General features: G+C 66.2%; 22 protein-coding genes. 20 read left to right on the forward strand and 2 right to left on the reverse strand.

Annotation, left to right across the window (positions count from 1 at the left end):
• Position 1 precedes the first annotated feature (1 nt).
• The 9 genes from hemB to CH289_RS14585 all read left to right on the forward strand — a co-directional run bounded on the left by hemB (position 2) and on the right by CH289_RS14585 (position 5,026).
• Positions 2–976, forward strand: coding sequence for a porphobilinogen synthase (gene hemB / locus CH289_RS14550; protein WP_094728078.1), 975 nt, complete (start codon positions 2–4; stop codon positions 974–976).
• Complete coding sequence (locus CH289_RS14555) at positions 973–1,572, forward strand: hypothetical protein (protein WP_033188647.1); 600 nt, start codon at positions 973–975, stop codon at positions 1,570–1,572. Before hemB ends, CH289_RS14555 begins: the two co-directional genes overlap by 4 nt.
• Before the next feature lie 300 nt (positions 1,573–1,872).
• Positions 1,873–2,031, forward strand: coding sequence for a hypothetical protein (locus CH289_RS28300; RefSeq protein WP_179275275.1), 159 nt, complete (start codon positions 1,873–1,875; stop codon positions 2,029–2,031).
• Positions 2,032–2,099: 68 nt separating this feature from the next.
• Entirely contained in the window at positions 2,100–2,534 is a 435-nt protein-coding gene (locus CH289_RS14560; RefSeq protein WP_033188646.1) for a hypothetical protein, read from the forward strand.
• Positions 2,527–3,003 (forward strand): hypothetical protein, encoded by a 477-nt coding sequence (locus CH289_RS14565; RefSeq protein ID WP_037163784.1) that lies wholly within the window; start codon positions 2,527–2,529, stop codon positions 3,001–3,003. The genes CH289_RS14560 and CH289_RS14565 overlap by 8 nt, the downstream gene beginning before the upstream one ends.
• Positions 3,000–3,239 carry a hypothetical protein gene (locus tag CH289_RS14570; RefSeq protein ID WP_019666496.1) on the forward strand — a complete coding sequence of 80 codons (240 nt, stop codon included), beginning with the start codon at positions 3,000–3,002 and terminating at the stop codon, positions 3,237–3,239. Before CH289_RS14565 ends, CH289_RS14570 begins: the two co-directional genes overlap by 4 nt.
• A 16-nt stretch (positions 3,240–3,255) precedes the next feature.
• Positions 3,256–3,537 (forward strand): metal-sensitive transcriptional regulator, encoded by a 282-nt coding sequence (locus tag CH289_RS14575; RefSeq protein WP_019666495.1) that lies wholly within the window; start codon positions 3,256–3,258, stop codon positions 3,535–3,537.
• 22 nt (positions 3,538–3,559) lie between these two features.
• The gene (locus CH289_RS14580; RefSeq protein ID WP_019666494.1) at positions 3,560–3,772 is read left to right on the forward strand and encodes a heavy-metal-associated domain-containing protein; all 213 of its coding nucleotides are present in this window, start codon (positions 3,560–3,562) and stop codon (positions 3,770–3,772) included.
• Between the two features lie 75 nt (positions 3,773–3,847).
• Positions 3,848–5,026: a PQQ-dependent sugar dehydrogenase gene (locus CH289_RS14585; RefSeq protein WP_037143701.1), complete on the forward strand. Its 1,179-nt coding sequence runs from the start codon at positions 3,848–3,850 to the stop codon at positions 5,024–5,026.
• 99 nt (positions 5,027–5,125) lie between these two features.
• Here CH289_RS14585 and CH289_RS14590 read toward each other — a convergent pair whose 3' ends face one another.
• Both CH289_RS14590 and CH289_RS14595 read right to left on the reverse strand, forming a co-directional pair.
• Complete coding sequence (locus tag CH289_RS14590) at positions 5,126–7,090, reverse strand: acyl-CoA dehydrogenase family protein (RefSeq protein WP_019666492.1); 1,965 nt, start codon at positions 7,088–7,090, stop codon at positions 5,126–5,128.
• 30 nt (positions 7,091–7,120) lie between these two features.
• Positions 7,121–7,327, reverse strand: coding sequence for a hypothetical protein (locus tag CH289_RS14595; RefSeq protein WP_020112516.1), 207 nt, complete (start codon positions 7,325–7,327; stop codon positions 7,121–7,123).
• 84 nt (positions 7,328–7,411) lie between these two features.
• Between CH289_RS14595 and CH289_RS14600 the strand changes: the two genes are divergently transcribed.
• From CH289_RS14600 to resB, 11 genes are all read left to right on the forward strand, one after another.
• The gene (locus tag CH289_RS14600) at positions 7,412–8,677 is read left to right on the forward strand and encodes an adenosylmethionine--8-amino-7-oxononanoate transaminase (protein WP_033188641.1); all 1,266 of its coding nucleotides are present in this window, start codon (positions 7,412–7,414) and stop codon (positions 8,675–8,677) included.
• Positions 8,678–8,702: 25 nt separating this feature from the next.
• Entirely contained in the window at positions 8,703–9,845 is a 1,143-nt protein-coding gene (locus CH289_RS14605; RefSeq protein ID WP_094728079.1) for an 8-amino-7-oxononanoate synthase, read from the forward strand.
• A complete protein-coding gene (gene bioD, locus CH289_RS14610) occupies positions 9,842–10,528 on the forward strand; it encodes a dethiobiotin synthase (protein WP_094728080.1) in 687 nt (228 codons plus the stop codon). Before CH289_RS14605 ends, bioD begins: the two co-directional genes overlap by 4 nt.
• A gap of 73 nt (positions 10,529–10,601) precedes the next feature.
• Positions 10,602–11,153, forward strand: a complete 552-nt coding sequence (locus CH289_RS14615; protein WP_094728081.1) for a hypothetical protein — start codon at positions 10,602–10,604, stop codon at positions 11,151–11,153.
• Positions 11,154–11,192: 39 nt separating this feature from the next.
• Entirely contained in the window at positions 11,193–11,894 is a 702-nt protein-coding gene (locus CH289_RS14620; RefSeq protein ID WP_094728082.1) for an alpha/beta fold hydrolase, read from the forward strand.
• A gap of 40 nt (positions 11,895–11,934) precedes the next feature.
• Positions 11,935–12,363, forward strand: coding sequence for a DUF1707 SHOCT-like domain-containing protein (locus CH289_RS14625; protein ID WP_019666485.1), 429 nt, complete (start codon positions 11,935–11,937; stop codon positions 12,361–12,363).
• 52 nt (positions 12,364–12,415) lie between these two features.
• Positions 12,416–13,738 (forward strand): glutamate-1-semialdehyde 2,1-aminomutase, encoded by a 1,323-nt coding sequence (hemL, locus tag CH289_RS14630; RefSeq protein ID WP_026348036.1) that lies wholly within the window; start codon positions 12,416–12,418, stop codon positions 13,736–13,738.
• Positions 13,735–14,394 carry a histidine phosphatase family protein gene (locus CH289_RS14635; RefSeq protein ID WP_019666483.1) on the forward strand — a complete coding sequence of 220 codons (660 nt, stop codon included), beginning with the start codon at positions 13,735–13,737 and terminating at the stop codon, positions 14,392–14,394. Before hemL ends, CH289_RS14635 begins: the two co-directional genes overlap by 4 nt.
• Positions 14,387–14,980 (forward strand): TlpA disulfide reductase family protein, encoded by a 594-nt coding sequence (locus CH289_RS14640; RefSeq protein ID WP_019666482.1) that lies wholly within the window; start codon positions 14,387–14,389, stop codon positions 14,978–14,980. The genes CH289_RS14635 and CH289_RS14640 overlap by 8 nt, the downstream gene beginning before the upstream one ends.
• Complete coding sequence (locus CH289_RS14645) at positions 14,977–15,795, forward strand: cytochrome c biogenesis CcdA family protein (RefSeq protein WP_019666481.1); 819 nt, start codon at positions 14,977–14,979, stop codon at positions 15,793–15,795. The genes CH289_RS14640 and CH289_RS14645 overlap by 4 nt, the downstream gene beginning before the upstream one ends.
• Positions 15,792–17,414 (forward strand): cytochrome c biogenesis protein ResB, encoded by a 1,623-nt coding sequence (gene resB, locus CH289_RS14650; protein ID WP_033188635.1) that lies wholly within the window; start codon positions 15,792–15,794, stop codon positions 17,412–17,414. The genes CH289_RS14645 and resB overlap by 4 nt, the downstream gene beginning before the upstream one ends.
• The last annotated feature ends 2 nt before the right edge of the window (positions 17,415–17,416 follow it).

A 17,416-nucleotide genomic window follows, 5' to 3' on the forward strand; every position in this document is an offset into this window, starting at 1 on the left:
GGTGTTTCCCGTAGACCGTCCCCGCAGGCTCAGGCGTACCCCGGCGCTCCGGCGCCTCGTCGCCGAAACGTCGCTGCAGCCACGGCACCTGGTGCTGCCGATGTTCGTCGCCGACGGTATCGCCGAGCCTCGTGAGATCTCGTCGATGCCCGGAGTCTTCCAGCACACGCTCGATTCGTTGAGCACAGCCGCGGAGGAGGCTGTCGCAGCAGGCGTCGGTGGTGTCATGCTGTTCGGCGTGCCGAAGGCGGAGGACAAGGACGCCGAGGGTTCCGGCGCGAGCGATCCGGACGGCATTCTCAATCGCGGTCTGAGGCGGCTGAAGTCGGATCTGGGCGATGCGACGGTCATCATGGCCGACACGTGCCTCGACGAGTTCACCGACCACGGTCACTGCGGTGTCCTCACCGTGGACGGCGCGGTCGACAACGATGCGACGCTGACTCGTTACGTGGACATGGCGCTGTCGCAGGCCGATGCAGGGGCACACCTGCTCGGACCGAGCGGAATGATGGACGGGCAGGTCGGCGTCATCCGTGAGGCACTCGACGCCGCCGGGCACCGCGAGATCGGACAGTTGGCCTACTCGGCCAAGTACGCTTCGGCGTTCTACGGTCCGTTCCGCGAGGCCGTCGGCTCGTCGCTCCAGGGCGATCGCCGTACCTACCAACAGGATTCGGCGAACCGCCGCGAGGCCGTGCACGAGGTGGAGTTGGACCTGAACGAGGGCGCGGACATGGTGATGGTCAAGCCTGCGATGTCCTACCTCGACATTCTGCGCGACGTCGCGAACATCTCGTCCGTTCCGGTTGCGGCGTACCAGATCTCCGGCGAGTATTCGATGATCACCGCGGCCGCCCAGAACGGGTGGATCGACCGCGACGCGGCAATCCTGGAGTCGTTGACCAGCATTCGCCGTGCAGGCGCAGACGTGGTGTTGACCTACTGGGCGACGGAAGCGGCGGGCTGGCTGTGAGCAATGACGGACAACGCCCGCCCGAGCCCGACTGGGCACGCTGGGAAGCCGAGCACGGCCCCGTGGGATTCGACGCCATCCCGCCGCAACAGCCCGCGGCCCGCAGTTCGGCTCCTCTGGACATCGAGACGTCACGGCATCTGTGGTGGGGTGTGACCGCGCTCGGGTTGATCAGTTTGATTCTGACCCTGGTGATGGTGAACTCCGATCGCACGCCGTTCGCCCAGCAACTGGTCGACGACGTGGCGAGACAGGATCCGTCGCTGCCGCTGACGCTCGAATCCGCGGAAAGTTACCTGACCGGCGCCCTGGTGTTGATGGCCGTCATCGGCATCGCGTTCGCGGGGCTGTTCCTGTACTGGGTGAACAAGATGCGACTCGGACGGCTCTGGGCGCGAACCGTGCTCACCGTCATCGGAACCGTCACGGTGGTGCTCGCCGTCCCGCAGCTGTTCGCCTTCGGTGTCGACGGTGGAGCCATGCAGATCGTCATGAGCGTCGCGGGCATTCTGCAGGGTGTTCTAGCGGGCGGCGCGGTGTATCTGATGCATCGCAAGGAGTCGCAGGCGTACTTTCTGGCGGCGCGGAAGCACTGACACTCGGCCGATGCTCCGCGTGTCACATCAGCCACATGCATCACATGTGACTACGATCACGCGATGGGGGAACCCGTCGAGTAGATCGGACATCTCATGGCCCTATCCGAAGTTCCCGAGCCCGAACGCGGCCGTCCGCTGTGGGCGCTCCTCGGTCTGCTCACCGCCGTCTCGGTAGCCGTGCTGATCGTGAGTATGGGGTTGAGTGCAGCCTGACCTGGTGATTAGGGTGAGCACCCGAGCGAGGGTACGGTGACAATTGTCACTGCAGATGCCCGTGCGTCAGGATGAGGTGAACCCATGGTTCAGGCAAGTTCGAGGCGGATCGCACCACCCGTCGAGCGCACGATTCCCGTCGAACACGGTGTCACCCGAGAGCTCTTCCTGATCGCCCTCGTGGTTGCCATGGGCATCCTCGCATCGGTCGCAATCGTCATTCCGGCGCTCGTCTCGCACTGAAGATTCGCGCGGCGGTTCTCGGCCGACCCACTGTGGTTCGATCACACACAACCGGGCACTATGAAATCGTGAATTCGGACAAGGCCGCACGCCCGCGCGTCGTCACCGCTGCATACCTGCTGTGGCTGATCGCTGCGGTACTGCTCGTCTTCGTCGCGTTGATCACGCTGACCGTGCCGGTGGACCAACTACGCACCTCTCTCGCCGACGAGGGCAACACACCCGCTCAGATCGATTCCTACCTCGGCACCATTCGTCTTCTCGGTGCAGGCTGCGGACTCCTGGGCATCGTTCTCGGATTCCTCGCCGGACCCGTGCGCGCCGGACACGCAAGGATGCGGGCCGTGTCCGTACTGCTGTCGTCGGTCACCGTTCTGCTGCTCCTCGTGGTGGTCTTCGTTTTCGGTCTGTTCTCCGAACTACTCGCAGTCGCCCTCGTCCTGATCGCCGCCTGCGTGGTGATCTACCGCCCCTCGGCGACACCGTGGTTCGCCCATGACTGACTCGAACGACGCGCTGTTCGAAGAGCCGGGAGCTCGGTGGCGATCGCTGCTGTGGGGGCCTGTCTTCTGCGCTGCGGTACTGGTGTTCGAGCTGCTGACGGGGCCTGTCGTCCACTGGGTCGCGCTCGCAGTGGTTGCCGTCGTGCTGACGGGCTTCACCTACGTTCAGGTCAGCGCAGCTCGCCGCCACGTCAGCGTGGCCCTCACGGCGACCGAGCTTCGCCAGGGCACCGAAAGGCTGCCCGTGGCGGACATCGCCGTCGTCTTTCCGGCGCCCGAGTACGCCGCGGGTGAATACGAGCCGAAGAAGTGGGAAACCGCCCGGGTGCTGGGTGAGCTCACCGGCATCCCCCGCCGACGCCACGGCGTCGGGTTGCGCCTGGTGGGAGGCGGCCTGGTTCAGGCCTGGGCGAAGGACGACGACGGCTTACGAGAGGCCCTGGAAGAAGTGGTGGTGAGCGGCCCATGAGATCCGCGGTGGAGGTGCTCGGTGCCGTGCTGTTGTTCGCGGCGGCCGTCGTGTGCTGGAACCTCGGTGCGACGGAACACCTGTTCGCGGCCACGGACGAGGGCGCGCCCGAATTCGTGGCGGTTCGGTACTCCGGTTCCTGGACAGCGGCCGGTGCTGCCTGCGTGACCGTCGCATTTCTACTGCTGGTCGACGCAGTCAGAGTTCGTTTTCAGGGGCGTTCCCATACCCGGTAGGGGTATCATCGGCGGCATGAGTAGTTACACGAGCGAGCAGGACGATCTGCTGAAGCGGCTACGTCGCATCGAGGGTCAGATCGCCGGCATCTCGCGCATGGTCGCCGAGGATCGGTACTGCATCGATGTACTGACCCAGGTCTCTGCGGCAACCAAAGCGCTGCAGTCCGTCTCGCTCAAGCTGCTCGACGCGCACCTCGCGGGGTGCGTCGTCGAGGCTGCCAAACGTGGCGGTCCCGACGCGGACGCGAAGGTGAAAGAGGCATCGGACGCCATCGCACGGCTCGTTCGGTCCTGAAGTCGCAGCCAACGGAAAGAAGGTGTCGAGCGTGGAGAACAGTTACATCGTCGAAGGAATGACCTGCCAGCACTGCGCTGCGTCGGTGTCGGAGGAGATTTCCGAGATCGGTGGCGTGACCGGAGTGACGGTGGACGTGGCGTCGGGCAAAGTGGTGGTGACCAGCGATGCTGCACTGGAACGAGAATCGATCGCCGGTGCGGTGAGCGACGCGGGATACCGTCTCGTATCGTAGAAATGTCCGGTTTACCGGCCGCGGTTCGTGGTACAGGTCATAGATCATCCCTGCTCGCTTTCGAGGAGACGATCTGTGAACAAGTTGCTGACCGGTACCGGAATCCTGGTGACCAGTCTTTCTCTGACACTCGCGTGTTCGACGGGGGCGGTGGCTCAGCCCCCGGAGGGCGGCGTCGGGTTGACCGTCACCACCGAGCTCGACGGGCTCGCCCGGCCGTGGGACGTCGTCCAGGCCCCCGACGGGACGATCCTCACCGGTGAACGTAGCGGCAGATTCGTCGTCAAGCGGGCAGACGGGTCGGCCGGTGAAGTCGCGGCGAATCTCGACGACCTCTACGCCCAGGGTGAGACCGGGCTGATGGGAATCGAACTGGCCCACGACTTCGAGCAATCGCGGGCACTGTTCACGTGCCAGGGCGTCGAGGGAGCCGGCGTCGACACCGGGAGCGCGGCGCCCGGTAGCTCGCAGGCCGGAAGCGGCAATCACATCGAGGTCGTCCGGTGGACCGTCGACGAGGCATGGACGACGTTGACGCGGGACCGGGCCATCATCGACGACATCCCCGTCGCGTCCAGTGGCAGGCACGGCGGCTGCCGGATCCTGGCCGCACCCGACGGAACCCTGTACGTTGGCACCGGAGACACGGCGTCCCCGTCGGTACCCCAGGATCGGAACTCGTTGGGCGGCAAGGTGTTGCACGTCGACGCTGTCGATGGCAGCGCCGCAGCGGATGCACCCGGCCGCATCTACACCCTCGGGCATCGCAACGTTCAGGGTCTCGCATTCCAACCCGGCACCGGCCGCCTGTACGAGGTGGAACAAGGCTCCACCCGCGACGACGAACTGAACCTACTGGTCGCGGGCGGAAACTACGGCTGGAAGCCGGACCGGAACCCGTTGATCTACGACGAGTCGGTCCCGATGACCGACCCCGATCGCGTTCCCGGCGCCATCGACGCGGTCTGGAGCTCGGGCGAGCCGACCATCGCCACCCCCGGCCTGACGTTCGTCGACGGTGCAGCATGGGGCGACTGGTCCGGCGCCGCAGTCATCTCCAGCCAGCAGGGCGAAAAACTGGTGTTCCTGAAACTCGGCGCCGACGGAATCACCGTCGAACAGGAAGTGGACGCGCTCGAAGGCGAGTGGGGCCGGCTCCGCTCACTCACCTCCACGGGCGACGGGTCGTTCCTGCTCACCACCGACAACGGCTCGGGTGACCGAATCCTCCGCGTCTCACCGGCCGGAGCCTGACCCACGGTCTCCCGGAGCCCCCGTTTTCGAGACCGAACGTGCCGTTCAGTCACTTGAAGTGACTGAACGGCACGTTCGCTCCGGTGCGAAGGCGGGTGCTCAGGCCTTGCTGGGGTTCGAGGCGGACTCTTCGTCGCTGCCGGCCTGGGGGTGACCGAGCATGGCTGCGCCGAGGAGCTGTTCGGGAACGCCGAAGCCTTCGACGAGTTCGAGGGCGTGCGGACGGAGGGTGCGGCAACGTTCGTTGATGCCGCGGGTGACGGCTTTGGAGCGTTCGGTGGAGAGGTAGCGGTGTTCGATGAACCACGCCTTGTCTTCTTCGATGACCGACAGTGCGTAGAGGTCGCAGACCTGCTCGAGTAGTTCCTTGGCTGCCTCGTCCTCGCAGGAGGAGATGCCGGCGACGAAGGCTTCGAGGATGATCCGATCGATGTGTGCGCTGGCTGCGTGCAGCACGTGGTCCTGCACGGCGTTGAAGGCGTCGAACGCGCTCGTTTCCTTCGATTTGCTCTGCAGCCTGCGGGCGACGGTGGAGAGCAGGTAGTCCTCGCGGTCCTCGAACATCTTGACCTGGGTTCCGCGGTTGAACAGGGAGCCCTCTTCCTCGTTGTCCTGGCGGGTGTCGAGGATCGTCTGCATGATCGTCTGCGCCGCAGTGCGTTTGACGACGCGATCACCGGCGAACTCTGCGGCGAACCGCACCCATTCGACGGGGCTCATGGACTTGACGTCGTCGGCGTACGCGGTGAGCAGTTCCTTCGCCACGAGCTGCGTGAGCACGTGATTGTCGCCTTCGAACGTGGTGAACACGTCGGTGTCGGCCTTGAGGGATATCAGCCGGTTCTCCGCGAGATAACCTGCGCCGCCGCATGCTTCACGTGCTTCCTGGATCGCCCTGGTGGCGTGCCAGGTGTTGGCGGCCTTGAGGCCGGCGGCTCGGGATTCCAGTTCGCGCTGCTCTTCGGCATCGGGGTTGTCCGAGGTCTGCAGCTCGTGCAGTTTGGCGACCAGTTCGTTCTGCGCGAACTGCAACGCGTAGGACTTCGCGATCAACGGGAACAACCGGCGCTGGTGCACGAGGTAGTCCATGATGAGCACCTCGTCGTCGGACTTCGGTGCCGAGAACTGCCTGCGCTGCAACGCATATCGCGTGGCGATGTCGAGGGCTACCCGAGCTGCTGCGGCGGCGGACCCGCCGACCGTGACGCGGCCACGGATCAGCGTTCCGAGCATGGTGAAGAAGCGACGGCTCGGGTTCTCGATGGGCGAGGAGTACGTGCCGTCGGAGGAGACGTCCGCGTACTTGTTGAGCAGGTTGTCCCGCGGAATGCGGACGTTGTCGAACATGATGCGGCCGTTGTCGACGCCGGGCAGTCCGCCCTTGTACTGACAGTCCGAGGTGGTGATGCCGGGGAGGTCGTTGCCGTCCTCGTCTCGCAACGGGACGAAGAAACAGTGGACGCCGTGTCCTTCGGGTTCCTCGCCCGGGCCGGCGGTGATCAGCTGCGCGAACACTGCGGCCACCGTTGCGGTTTCGGCTGCACCACCGATGTAGTCCTTGCGGGACGACGGTGTGGGGGAGTGGACGACGAACTCGTCGGTCTCACGGTCGTAGGTTGCCGTCGTCTCGAGCGACTGCACATCGCTGCCGTGACCGGTCTCGGTCATCGCGAAGCATCCGAGCAAGTCGAGGTCGATGAGGCGCCGTACGTAGGCGTCGTGGTGACGCTCGGTGCCGAGGTTCTCGATGGCGCCGCCGAACAGTCCCCACTGGACTCCGGCCTTGACCATGAGCGACAGGTCCGACATCGCGAGCATCTCGATCATGGTGACCGCGGCTCCGACGTCGCCGGTGCCTCCGTGCTCTTTCTTGAAACCATCGTCCGCCGCACCGTGCTGGGCCAGCAACTTGAGTTGCTCCAGCGCCTTGGTGCGCGCGATCACGGTGTTGGGGGTGTAGTGAGGACGGAATTCGTCGCGAACCAGTTGAGCGCGCGCTTCGTTCTTCACGTCGCGCCAACGGCCGTCCAATGTGTTACGCAGATGCTCCGAAGTGGTTGCCATACTCGACGGTAACCTACGGATCCGGCTCGCTCAGGCGGGCCACAGATATTCGCGGCCGAACTTGCGCATCCGAGACCAGAACTTGCTGCGCCCGTAGGGCCCGTCGCCGAAGACCGAGGCGCCGTTGTCCTCCAGAGCGCGGGTGACGAGAGGGCTGTAACCGTCGAACTCGCGGATCAGGTGCTCGCGGAACCCGTCGGGCCACGAATACCGGGCCGGCTCGTGTTGTGCCTCCATGCAGGCGAGTGTAATGCAGACGTAACACGGGTGTTACATATTCCACTTGCCCGGCTTCGCCCCCGAACGAGAACGGACACCAGCTTGGACGCAGCGCAGATCGCCGCAATCGACGCGCAGCACGTGTGGCATCCCTACGGTGGATTTCCCTCTGCGACGTCGCCGCTCGTCGTCGCGGGCGCATCGGGTGTCCGGCTGACGCTCGCCGACGGGCGCGAACTCGTCGACGGAATGAGTTCGTGGTGGGCGGCGGTGCACGGATATCGCCATCCGGTGCTCGACGCGGCCGCGCACGCCCAGATCGACCGGATGAGTCACGTGATGTTCGGCGGGCTCACGCACGAACCCGCGGCGCGGTTGGCCGAGCTGCTCGTGAGCATCACCCCGGACGGTCTCGACAAGGTCTTCTTCGCCGACTCCGGTTCGGTGTCCGTCGAAGTGGCGGTCAAGATGTGCATCCAGTACTGGCGGAGTCTGGGCAAACCGGCCAAGTGCAGGCTGCTGACCTGGCGCGGCGGCTATCACGGCGACACGTTCGCGCCGATGAGCATCTGCGATCCCGACGGTGGGATGCACTCGCTGTGGTCCGGCGTCCTCACCCGGCAGATCTTCGCGCCCGCCCCGCCGAGGCAGTTCGATGCCGGCTACCTCGGGCAGTTCGAGAACATCCTCTCGGCGAGGGCCGACGAGATCGCGGCCATCGTCGTCGAGCCGCTCGTGCAGGGCGCGGGAGGCATGCGTTTCCACGACCCGAGGTATCTCACCGAGCTACGGAGGATGGCCGACGAGCACGACGTGCTGCTGGTGTTCGACGAGATCGCCACGGGATTCGGGCGTACCGGTGAGTTGTTCGCCGCCGATCACGTCTCGGTCGCTCCCGACGTGATGTGTGTAGGCAAGGCGTTGACCGGCGGGTACATGACCCTGGCGGCGACACTGACGACATCGCACGTCGCCGAGGTCATCAGCGGGGGTGAGGCGGGCGGGCTCATGCACGGCCCGACGTTCATGGCCAATCCGCTCGCGTGTGCCGTCGCCGTCGCCGCGGTGGAGCTCCTGCTGGGACGTGACTGGAGGTCCGAGGTCGCGCGCATCGAGACGGGCCTGCGCGATGGTCTGGCCGGGGTGGGGGATCTGCCGGGCGTCGCCGATGTTCGTGTTCTCGGCGCGATCGGCGTCGTCGAGATGCATTCCCCGGTGGACATGCAACGTGCTACCGATGCCGCCGTCGGCGAGGGTGTGTGGCTCAGGCCGTTCGGGAAGCTCGTCTACGCGATGCCGCCGTACGTCTGCGCGGCCGAGGACGTTGCGCGGATCGTGCGTGCGATCGGGGCCGTCGCGCGAACTTGAACAGTGTTCAAGTAGGGTCGCCGGTGTGGCGGCACTCGACTGGTTGACCGAAGCGGCACGCCTGCGCAGCGAGCGCGGGGTCCACCGAACGCTGCGTCCGCGCCCCGCTCGGCCCGGTGATGACGGCCCCGTGATCGATCTCGCCTCGAACGACTACCTCGGCCTCTCTCGTCACCCCGAGGTGGTGGACGCCGCGTGCGCTGCGGTGAATCGGTGGGGCGCGGGTGCCACGGGTTCGAGGCTCGTCACCGGCACCACGACGCTGCACGAGGAGTTGGAGGACGACCTGGCTCGCTTCGTCGGCGCGGAATCCGCGCTGGTGTTCTCCTCCGGGTACACCGCCAACCTGGGCGCCGTCGCCGCGCTGGCCGGACGCGGTTCGGTGGTGCTGTCCGATTCCGCGTCGCACGCGTCGCTGATCGACGCATGCAGACTGTCGAGAGCACGGATCGAGGTGTTCGACCGTACGCACCTGGACGCCGTCGAACACTCGCTTCGAACACGTACCGAGGACCGCGCGCTCGTCGTCACCGATTCTGTGTTCAGCACCGACGGTCACCTCGCGCCTCTGCGCGACCTTCACGGACTGTGCCGACGGTATTCGGCTGCCCTGCTCGTGGACGAGGCGCACGGAATCGGCGTCCGTGGGTCCGGTGGCCGTGGTCTGGTGCACGAACTGGGATTACAGGGCCTGCCTGACGTCGTCGTCACCGCGACGCTCTCCAAATCCCTTGCGTCGCAGGGTGGTGTGGTCCTCGGGACGCACGCGGTGCGTGATCATCTGATCGACGTCGCACGGCCCTTCGTCTTCGACACCGGGTTGGCTCCCGCGGCTGCCGGAGCAGCTCGGGCAGCACTCGCGATCCTGCAGCGAGAACCGGAACGGGCGGCGGACGTGCGTCGTCGCGCACACCAATTGGCCGACATCGCCGGCGTCGAGCGTTCCGAGTCGGCCGTCGTCTCCGTCGTTCTCGGCGACCCGCAGCGGGCGTACGACGCAGCGCAGGACGCCTTCCGGCGAGGCGTACACGTCGGCTGTTTTCGGCCGCCGTCCGTGCCGGAAGGGACGTCCCGGCTTCGGTTGACCGCGCGCGCGAACCTCACCGACCTTGAGCTCGCAGCCGTCGCGAACGTCCTCGATGCCGTTCTGCATCGGGCTGCGGTATGACGGTTCTCGTCGTGACCGGCACGTCCACCGACGTCGGAAAGACCGTGGCGACAGCGGCGATCGCGGCAACGGCGTCTGCTCTCGGGGCGTCGGTCGCCGTCGTGAAACCGGCGCAGACAGGTCTGGGCTACGGCGAGGCGGGCGACCTCGCGGCAATCGAGCGGCTGACGGGGATCACCAGGACCGTGGAAACTGCGCGCTATCCGGACCCGCTCGCGCCCGACGTCGCCGCGCGCCTCGCCGGAATGCCTGCGTTGGAACTGGGCGCGGTGGTGGACGACATCGTCTCGCTGACCGAGGACGTCGTACTGGTGGAAGGTGCCGGGGGCCTCCTCGTCCGGCTCGGCTCCGGGGGTTTCACGCTGCTCGACGTCGCGGCGAAGATCGGTGCACCGGTCGTGGTGGTGTGCGGCGTCGAGCTCGGAACCCTCAACCACACCGCGCTGACGGTCGGCGCGCTCGACCGGGCAGGCGTCTTCTGTGCGGGACTGATCGTGGGAGCGTGGCCATCGCAGCCCGACCTTGCCGCTCGGACCAACCTCGTCGAACTTCCCGACGTAGCGGGGGTCCCGATTCTCGGGCGAATCCCGGCGGGAACGGGGAGCGTGGACCGGGAGCGATTCCTCGCCGACGCACCTGCATGGTTCGACTCGGAGGCCGTCGCCGACATCTTGAACCGGTGAACCGCCGGTTCGTAGTTTGTCGAACCCCCGTGCGGGTACCCGAACCCATCATCGACAAGTTGGGGGCTCCACAATGAACACAGCAGTATGGATCGTCATCGCAGTAGTAGTGGTACTTCTCGTCGTGGCCGTCGCGCTGGCCCTGTCCAAGAAGCAGAAAGCAGGCCGTCGGGTCGAGGCCGAACGCATCCGTGAGCAGGCCGCCGACCGAACAACGGAAGTCGAAGAGCGTCAAGCGCGCGCCGACGAAAGCGCAGCCAAAGCCCGCCGCGCACAGGCCGACGCCGAAGCGAAGGCAGCCGAGGCGCGCAGGCTCACGCTGCAGGCAGAGAACCACCAGGGTGACGCCGCGTCCTCACGCGACGAACTGGACGCGGAATTCGCACGCGCCAACAAGATCGACCCCGACGTGAAGACCCGCTCTCGCTCGGGTGACGTGGACAAGGCGTCGGCAGAGAAGATCGTGCACCGGGACGCGCGCTCGGGCGACCACGGTGCCACGCAGAACCCGGCCCACACCACCCACAACCCCACGAACAATCCCGGTAACCCGCTCGATCCTCGCGGCAGCAAGATCGACCCCCGCACTGACGACAACCACGTCGGCGAGCACCGCCAGCCGTAATTCCGCGGTTGTTCCGGCACGCGCTTACGCTCGGCGGCGATGCACACATTCGTTCTCGTCCCCGGCGCAGGCGGTGACGCACGGTATTGGTCGCGGTTGGAGCCCGAACTGCGCGACCGCGGCCATGACGTCGTTGCCGTGACTCTTCCCGCGTCGGATCCGAACGCCGGACTCGCCGAATACGCCGACGTCGTCGTGGACGCCGTCGGCGATCGGCGGGGCGTGACCGTGGTCGGCCAATCCCTCGGCGGGTTCACCGCGCCCCTCGTCGCCCCGCGTGTCGACGCGTCGATGATCGTGCTGCTGAACGCGATGACACCGACACCCGGCGAGCCACCCGGGGAGTGGTGGGAAGCCACGGGGTTCGGGCACGCGCGCGCCGTCCAAGCCGAGCGCGATGGACGGGACCTGGACACCGAGGATCTGGTTGCGGATGTCTTCCTGCACGACGTTCCGGCCGATGTCGTCGCAGAGTTGGGCGGCACGGCACCGGACCAATCGGACGGCCCGTTCGCACTGCCATGGCCGCTGACGGCGTGGCCCGACATCCCGACGCGTTTTCTTCAGGGCATCGACGATCGGTTCTTCCCGGTCGAGTTCCAGCGGCGACTGGTTCGCGACAGGCTGGGAATCGAGGTGGACGAGATGCCCGGCGGCCACCTCGTCGCCCTGTCCAGGCCGGCCGAACTCGCCGATCGATTGGATCGATATCGGGCTGAACTCGTCGGCGATCCGCGATAACCTGGCATTTCGGACACCGACCGAGATGGGGTGCTTGTCCATGGGATCCGATATGGAGAAGCTGCGCGTCAGCACCGCGGAGCGCGAGGCCACTGCGCAGCTCCTCGGCACCGCGATGGCGGACGGCAGGCTTACGCTCGTCGAATACGAGCAGCGCCTCGACCTGGTGTGGAAATCAGCGACGCGAGGCGAACTCGCGAAAGTGACCGACGATCTCCCCGTGCCCACGCAGGCCACGGAACCCGCGGAGTCGAAGGATGCTCGCGAGTGGCGCGAGTACTGGGACGAATGGCGATGGTGGCTCGGCGGCGTCATCATCATGTCCGGCATCTGGGGATTTCAGTCCATCTCCGACGGGGAACTGAACGGGTACTGGCCCGGCTGGCCCATCGGTATCTGGGCGCTGATCCTCGTGGCGATGGCAGTCATGCCCGAGGACAAGGACGACGACGAGGACGAGAAGTCCTGAATTATTACGCCCTGTAGTTGGCGAAATCGACGAACCTGGGACACTGGGGGTCGTGACTGTTTCTCCCGGCGACGACGCACCAGTATCTGCCCAGCTCTTCGAGCGCGCGAGCGCAGTGATCCCGGGTGGGGTGAACTCCCCGGTTCGTGCGTTCCACTCGGTCGGCGGTACGCCGCGCTTCATCACCGAGGCCAGCGGATACACCATGATCGACGCCGACGGGAACTCGTACGTCGACCTGATCTCGTCGTGGGGCCCGATGATTCACGGGCATGCTCATCCGGTCGTCGTGGAGGCCGTGCAGAAGGCCGCGAAAACCGGTCTGTCGTTCGGCGCTCCGACCGAGCGGGAAATCGCACTTGCGGAAGAAATCGTGCGCCGCGTCGGCCCCGTCGACCAGGTTCGGCTTGTGAATTCCGGCACAGAGGCGACCATGAGCGCCGTCCGCCTCGCCCGTGGTTTCACCGGGCGCACCAAGATCGTCAAATTCTCCGGCTGCTACCACGGCCACGTCGACGCGCTTCTCGCCGACGCCGGGTCCGGTCTCGCCACTTTCGGCCTGCCCACCTCTCCCGGGGTGACTGGGGCACAGGCGTCGGACACCATCGTCGTGCCCTACAACGACCTCGCCGCGGTGGAGCACGCCTTCGCCGAGAATGCCGGCCAGATCGCGTGCATCATCACCGAGGCCGCCGCGGGCAACATGGGCGCAGTTCCACCGGTCCCCGGCTTCAACGAGGGGCTACGACGCCTGGCCACGGACAACGGCGCACTGCTCATCATGGACGAGGTGATGACGGGCTTCCGCGTGAGCGCAGCGGGCTGGTACGGCATCGACGGCGTCGCGGGCGATCTGTACACCTTCGGCAAGGTCATGAGCGGTGGACTACCGGCCGCAGCCTTCGGTGGGCGCGCCGACGTCATGGCCTACCTCGCACCGGCCGGTCCCGTCTATCAGGCAGGCACCCTGTCCGGTAATCCCGTCGCCGTCGCGGCCGGTCTCGCGAGCCTGCAACTGGCCGACGCGTCCGTCTACGAGAAGCTGCAGAACAACGCGGAGCGACTCGGCGGGCTGCTCGGTGATGCCCTGACCGCCGAAGGCGTTCGTCACCACGTCCAGTTCGCAGGCACACTGGTGAGCGTGTTCTTCTCCGACGGGCCCGTCACCGACTACGCAGGCGCGAAAGCAGCCGAGACGTGGCGATACCCCGACTTCTTCCACGCACTGCTCGCGCGCGGGGTCTACCCGCCGCCGAGCGCATTCGAAGCCTGGTTCGTCTCCGCTGCCCTCGACGACGCCGCGTTCGAGAAGATCGCCGACGCCCTTCCCCACGCCGCACGTGCAGCGGCCCGAGCCGAAGCAGGAACCAAGTGAGTACACCGGAGGCGCATCCGCATCAGACGACGCGCACCATCGTCCACGTGTTGCGGCACGGTGAGGTCCACAACCCCAAGGGCATCCTCTACGGACGCCTCCCCGGGTTCCGGCTGTCGGTGAAGGGGCAGACGCAGGCGACAGCTGTGGCGAATGCGCTTGCCGGACACGACATCACCGCCGTCATCGCGTCCCCGCTGCAGCGGGCGCAGGAGACGGCAGGTCCGATCGCGAAGGCGCACGGACTCGACATCGCCACCGACGACAACCTCATCGAGGCAGGAAACGAGTTCGAAGGCCTCCGGGTCGCCGTCGGCGACGGGGCACTGCGCAGGCCACGGCACTGGTGGAAACTGCGGGACCCGTTCACGCCGTCGTGGGGTGAGCCGTACCTGCAGATCGCGCACCGGATGCTGGCCGCAGTGAACGCCGCTCGCGTCGCAGCCGTCGGCCACGAAGCCGTTGTCGTCAGTCACCAGCTCCCCGTCTGGACCCTGCGTCGATTCCTGCAGGGTGAGCGTCTGTGGCACGACCCGCGGCACCGTCAGTGCGGTCTCGCGTCGCTGACTTCCCTTGTCTACGAGGGAGACACGCTCGTCGACATCGTCTACTCCGAGCCCGCGGGCGCCAGCGATCCACGAGTCACCGGTGCGTAAGGTACTCGCTTCGGCTCTGGCCGTCGTCGCAGTCACCGCAGGCTGCGCGACGGGTACCGACGCGGTCGCGACCGGCGGAACCTTCGACTTCGTCTCACCCGGCGGCCAGACCGAGATCTTCTACGACCCCCCGTCGGATCGCGGCACCATCGGCGAACTGTCCGGCCCCGACCTGATGGAAGACGGAAAGACGACGTCGCTCGCGGACTTCGAGGGCCAGGCCGTCGTACTGAACGTGTGGGGCCAGTGGTGCGGACCGTGTCGCGGTGAAGCCGACGATCTCGAAGAGGTGTTCGAGAACACCAAGGACCTCGGCGTCCAGTTCCTCGGCATCAACGTCCGCGACAACGCGCAGGACAAGGCGCAGGACTTCGTCATCGACAACAAGGTGACCTACCCGTCCATCTACGACCCTCCGATGCGCACCCTCACCGCCCTCGGCGGCATCCCCACATCGGTCGTCCCGACGACCATCGTGTTGGACAAGCAGCACCGCGTGGCGGCGGTGTACCTGCGTGAGCTGCTCGCCGAGGACCTGCAACCCGTCGTCGAGCGGATTGCAGGCGAGGAGACGGAAAGCCAGTGATCGAGTTGTACGCCGCAGGCATAGGCGAGACGTTCCAGACCACGGCGGCTTCCGGGCCGCTCGTTCTCGCGTTCGGTGTCTGCATTCTCGCCGGCCTCGTCTCGTTCGCGTCGCCGTGCGTCGTACCTCTCGTTCCCGGTTACCTGTCCTACCTGGCGGGCGTGGTCGGTGCCGATGCGCCTGCCGTCACCGCGGCGGAAGCGTCGACGACGAAGGTGCGCACGGCCAGCAAGCTGCGGGTCGCGGGCGCCGCGGGCTTGTTCGTCCTCGGATTCACCGTCGTCTTCGTCCTCGCGACGGCCACGGTGTTCGGGGCGATCTCGGTGTTGTCGGTCAACCGTGAACTGCTGATGCGCATCGGCGGGGTCGTCACCATCGCGATGGGCCTGGTGTTCATCGGTCTGGTACCGGCACTGCAACGCGACGTCAGATTCGAACCACGCCGGGTCGGCAGCCTGTTCGGCGCTCCGTTGCTGGGCGGAGTGTTCGCCCTCGGATGGACGCCGTGCCTCGGACCGACGTTGGCGAGCGTCATCTCCCTGGCCGCGGGAACCGAAGGTGCGACGGCAGTGCGCGGTGTCGCGCTGATCGTCGCCTACTGCCTCGGCCTAGGCCTGCCGTTCGTGATCCTCGCGTTCGGCTCGGCAAGCGCTCTACGCGGAGTCGGCTGGCTTCGCACCCATGCACGACAGATACAGGTGTTCGGCGGAATCATGTTGATAGCAGTAGGAATTGCACTCGTCACGGGTGCGTGGGACGTGTTCGTGAGCTGGGTTCGCGACGCCTTCGTGTCCGACGTGGTGCTGCCGATATGACCGACCTCGACACTCGCGTCGCACCGCAGAAGCAGTCGCTACCCGGGCGTGCGCTCGCGTTGGTGCGCAACACCTGGAGATCGCTGACGAGCATGCGCACCGCCCTGGTGCTGCTGTTCCTGCTGGCCTTCGCCGCGATCCCCGGCGCTCTGGTTCCGCAGCGCAGCCTCAACTCCGGCAAGGTCGACGAGTACATCGCAGCCAGGCCGACGCTCGGTCCGTGGATGGACAGGCTCGAACTGTTCGACGTCTTCTCCAGTTTCTGGTTCACCGCGATCTACGCGCTGCTGTTCATCTCGCTGATCGGCTGCATCGTGCCGCGATGCGTCGAACACGCCAAAGCTCTCCGCACCAAGCCCGTCCCGACGCCGCGCAACCTGTCGCGTCTGCCTCACCACCGCCGGTACGTGTCCGACGAATCCGCCGAGGACACCGCGGCGAAGGTGAAGGCGCAGTTGCGTGGGTGGCGCGTCGCGCAGCGCACCGGTGGCACCGGCGAGGTGACGCTGTCCGCCGAGAAGGGATACTTCCGCGAGTTCGGCAACCTCGTCTTCCACCTTTCGCTCGTCGGACTTCTCGCCGCCATCGCCCTGGGGAAGCTGCTCGGATACGAAGGCAACGTCGTCGTCATCGCCAACGACGGACCGGGCTTCTGCAGTACGACGCCCGCCATCTACGACGGTTTCCGCGCCGGCCAACTCGTCGACGGCACCGGCCTCGAGCCCCTGTGCATCCGCGTCAAGGACTTCAAGGCCGACTACCTCGAGAACGGTCAGGCCGAGATGTTCACGTCGAACATCGAGTACCAGGCAGGCGAAGACCTGGCGAGCAACACCTGGCGCGACGACATCCTCCAGGTCAACCACCCGCTCCGCGTCGCAGGCGACCGTGTCTACCTGCAGGGCCACGGATACGCACCGACGTTCACCGTGACGTTCCCGAACGGCGAGACACGCACCGAGACGATCCAGTGGCAACCGACCGACGCCACCACGTTCCTCTCCAGCGGAGTCCTGCGAATCGACCCTCCCGGCGGCCTGTACCCGGAAGCAACCGAGCGTCGCAAGAATCAGATCGCAATCGAAGGTCTGTTCGCGCCGACGGCGTTCTTCCACGGAAACCTGCTGTCGTCGAGCTACCCGGCGATGACGGATCCCGCCGTCGCGATCGACATCTACAAAGGTGACACCGGCCTCGACACCGGATACCCGCAGTCGTTGTTCTCCCTCAACCAGGAAATGGTCAACCAGGGCAGGCTCGTCAAGCAGGACCGGGTCAACTTGAAGCCAGGGGAGTCCTCGACCCTGTCCGACGGCACCAACGTCCGCTTCGACGGCGCAGAAGAGTTCGTCAACCTGCAGGTATCGCATGATCCAGCACAGAACTGGGTGCTGGTCTTCGCACTGACGATGATGGGCGGACTGCTCGTGTCGTTGGTGATCAAACGACGCCGAGTCTGGGTCCGGCTGCACACGGATCCGGACTCACGACGTACTGTAGTAGAACTCGGTGGACTCGCCCGAACCGATCAGGCGGGCTGGGGAGAAGAATTCGACCGGTTGTGTGAGCGGCTGATCGGCGAAGTCAAGACAGTGAACACAGACAAGCAGGAGAACTGACC

The organism is Rhodococcus sp. RS1C4, from assembly GCF_002258225.1.
In the GTDB taxonomy this organism is placed as follows: domain Bacteria; phylum Actinomycetota; class Actinomycetes; order Mycobacteriales; family Mycobacteriaceae; genus Rhodococcoides; species Rhodococcoides fascians_E.

Bases quoted from the DNA above. Each gene is read 5' to 3' on its own strand.
- CH289_RS28300 (WP_179275275.1), top strand. From the start codon at position 1,873: ATGGTTCAGGCAAGTTCGAGGCGGATCGCACCACCCGTCGAGCGCACG.
- CH289_RS14565 (WP_037163784.1), top strand. From the start codon at position 2,527: ATGACTGACTCGAACGACGCGCTGTTCGAAGAGCCGGGAGCTCGGTGG.
- CH289_RS14570 (WP_019666496.1), top strand. From the start codon at position 3,000: ATGAGATCCGCGGTGGAGGTGCTCGGTGCCGTGCTGTTGTTCGCGGCG.
- CH289_RS14575 (WP_019666495.1), top strand. From the start codon at position 3,256: ATGAGTAGTTACACGAGCGAGCAGGACGATCTGCTGAAGCGGCTACGT.
- CH289_RS14590 (WP_019666492.1), bottom strand. From the start codon at position 7,090: ATGGCAACCACTTCGGAGCATCTGCGTAACACATTGGACGGCCGTTGG.
- CH289_RS14595 (WP_020112516.1), bottom strand. From the start codon at position 7,327: ATGGAGGCACAACACGAGCCGGCCCGGTATTCGTGGCCCGACGGGTTC.
- bioD (WP_094728080.1), top strand. From the start codon at position 9,842: ATGACGGTTCTCGTCGTGACCGGCACGTCCACCGACGTCGGAAAGACC.
- CH289_RS14615 (WP_094728081.1), top strand. From the start codon at position 10,602: ATGAACACAGCAGTATGGATCGTCATCGCAGTAGTAGTGGTACTTCTC.
- CH289_RS14620 (WP_094728082.1), top strand. From the start codon at position 11,193: ATGCACACATTCGTTCTCGTCCCCGGCGCAGGCGGTGACGCACGGTAT.
- CH289_RS14625 (WP_019666485.1), top strand. From the start codon at position 11,935: ATGGGATCCGATATGGAGAAGCTGCGCGTCAGCACCGCGGAGCGCGAG.
- resB (WP_033188635.1), top strand. From the start codon at position 15,792: ATGACCGACCTCGACACTCGCGTCGCACCGCAGAAGCAGTCGCTACCC.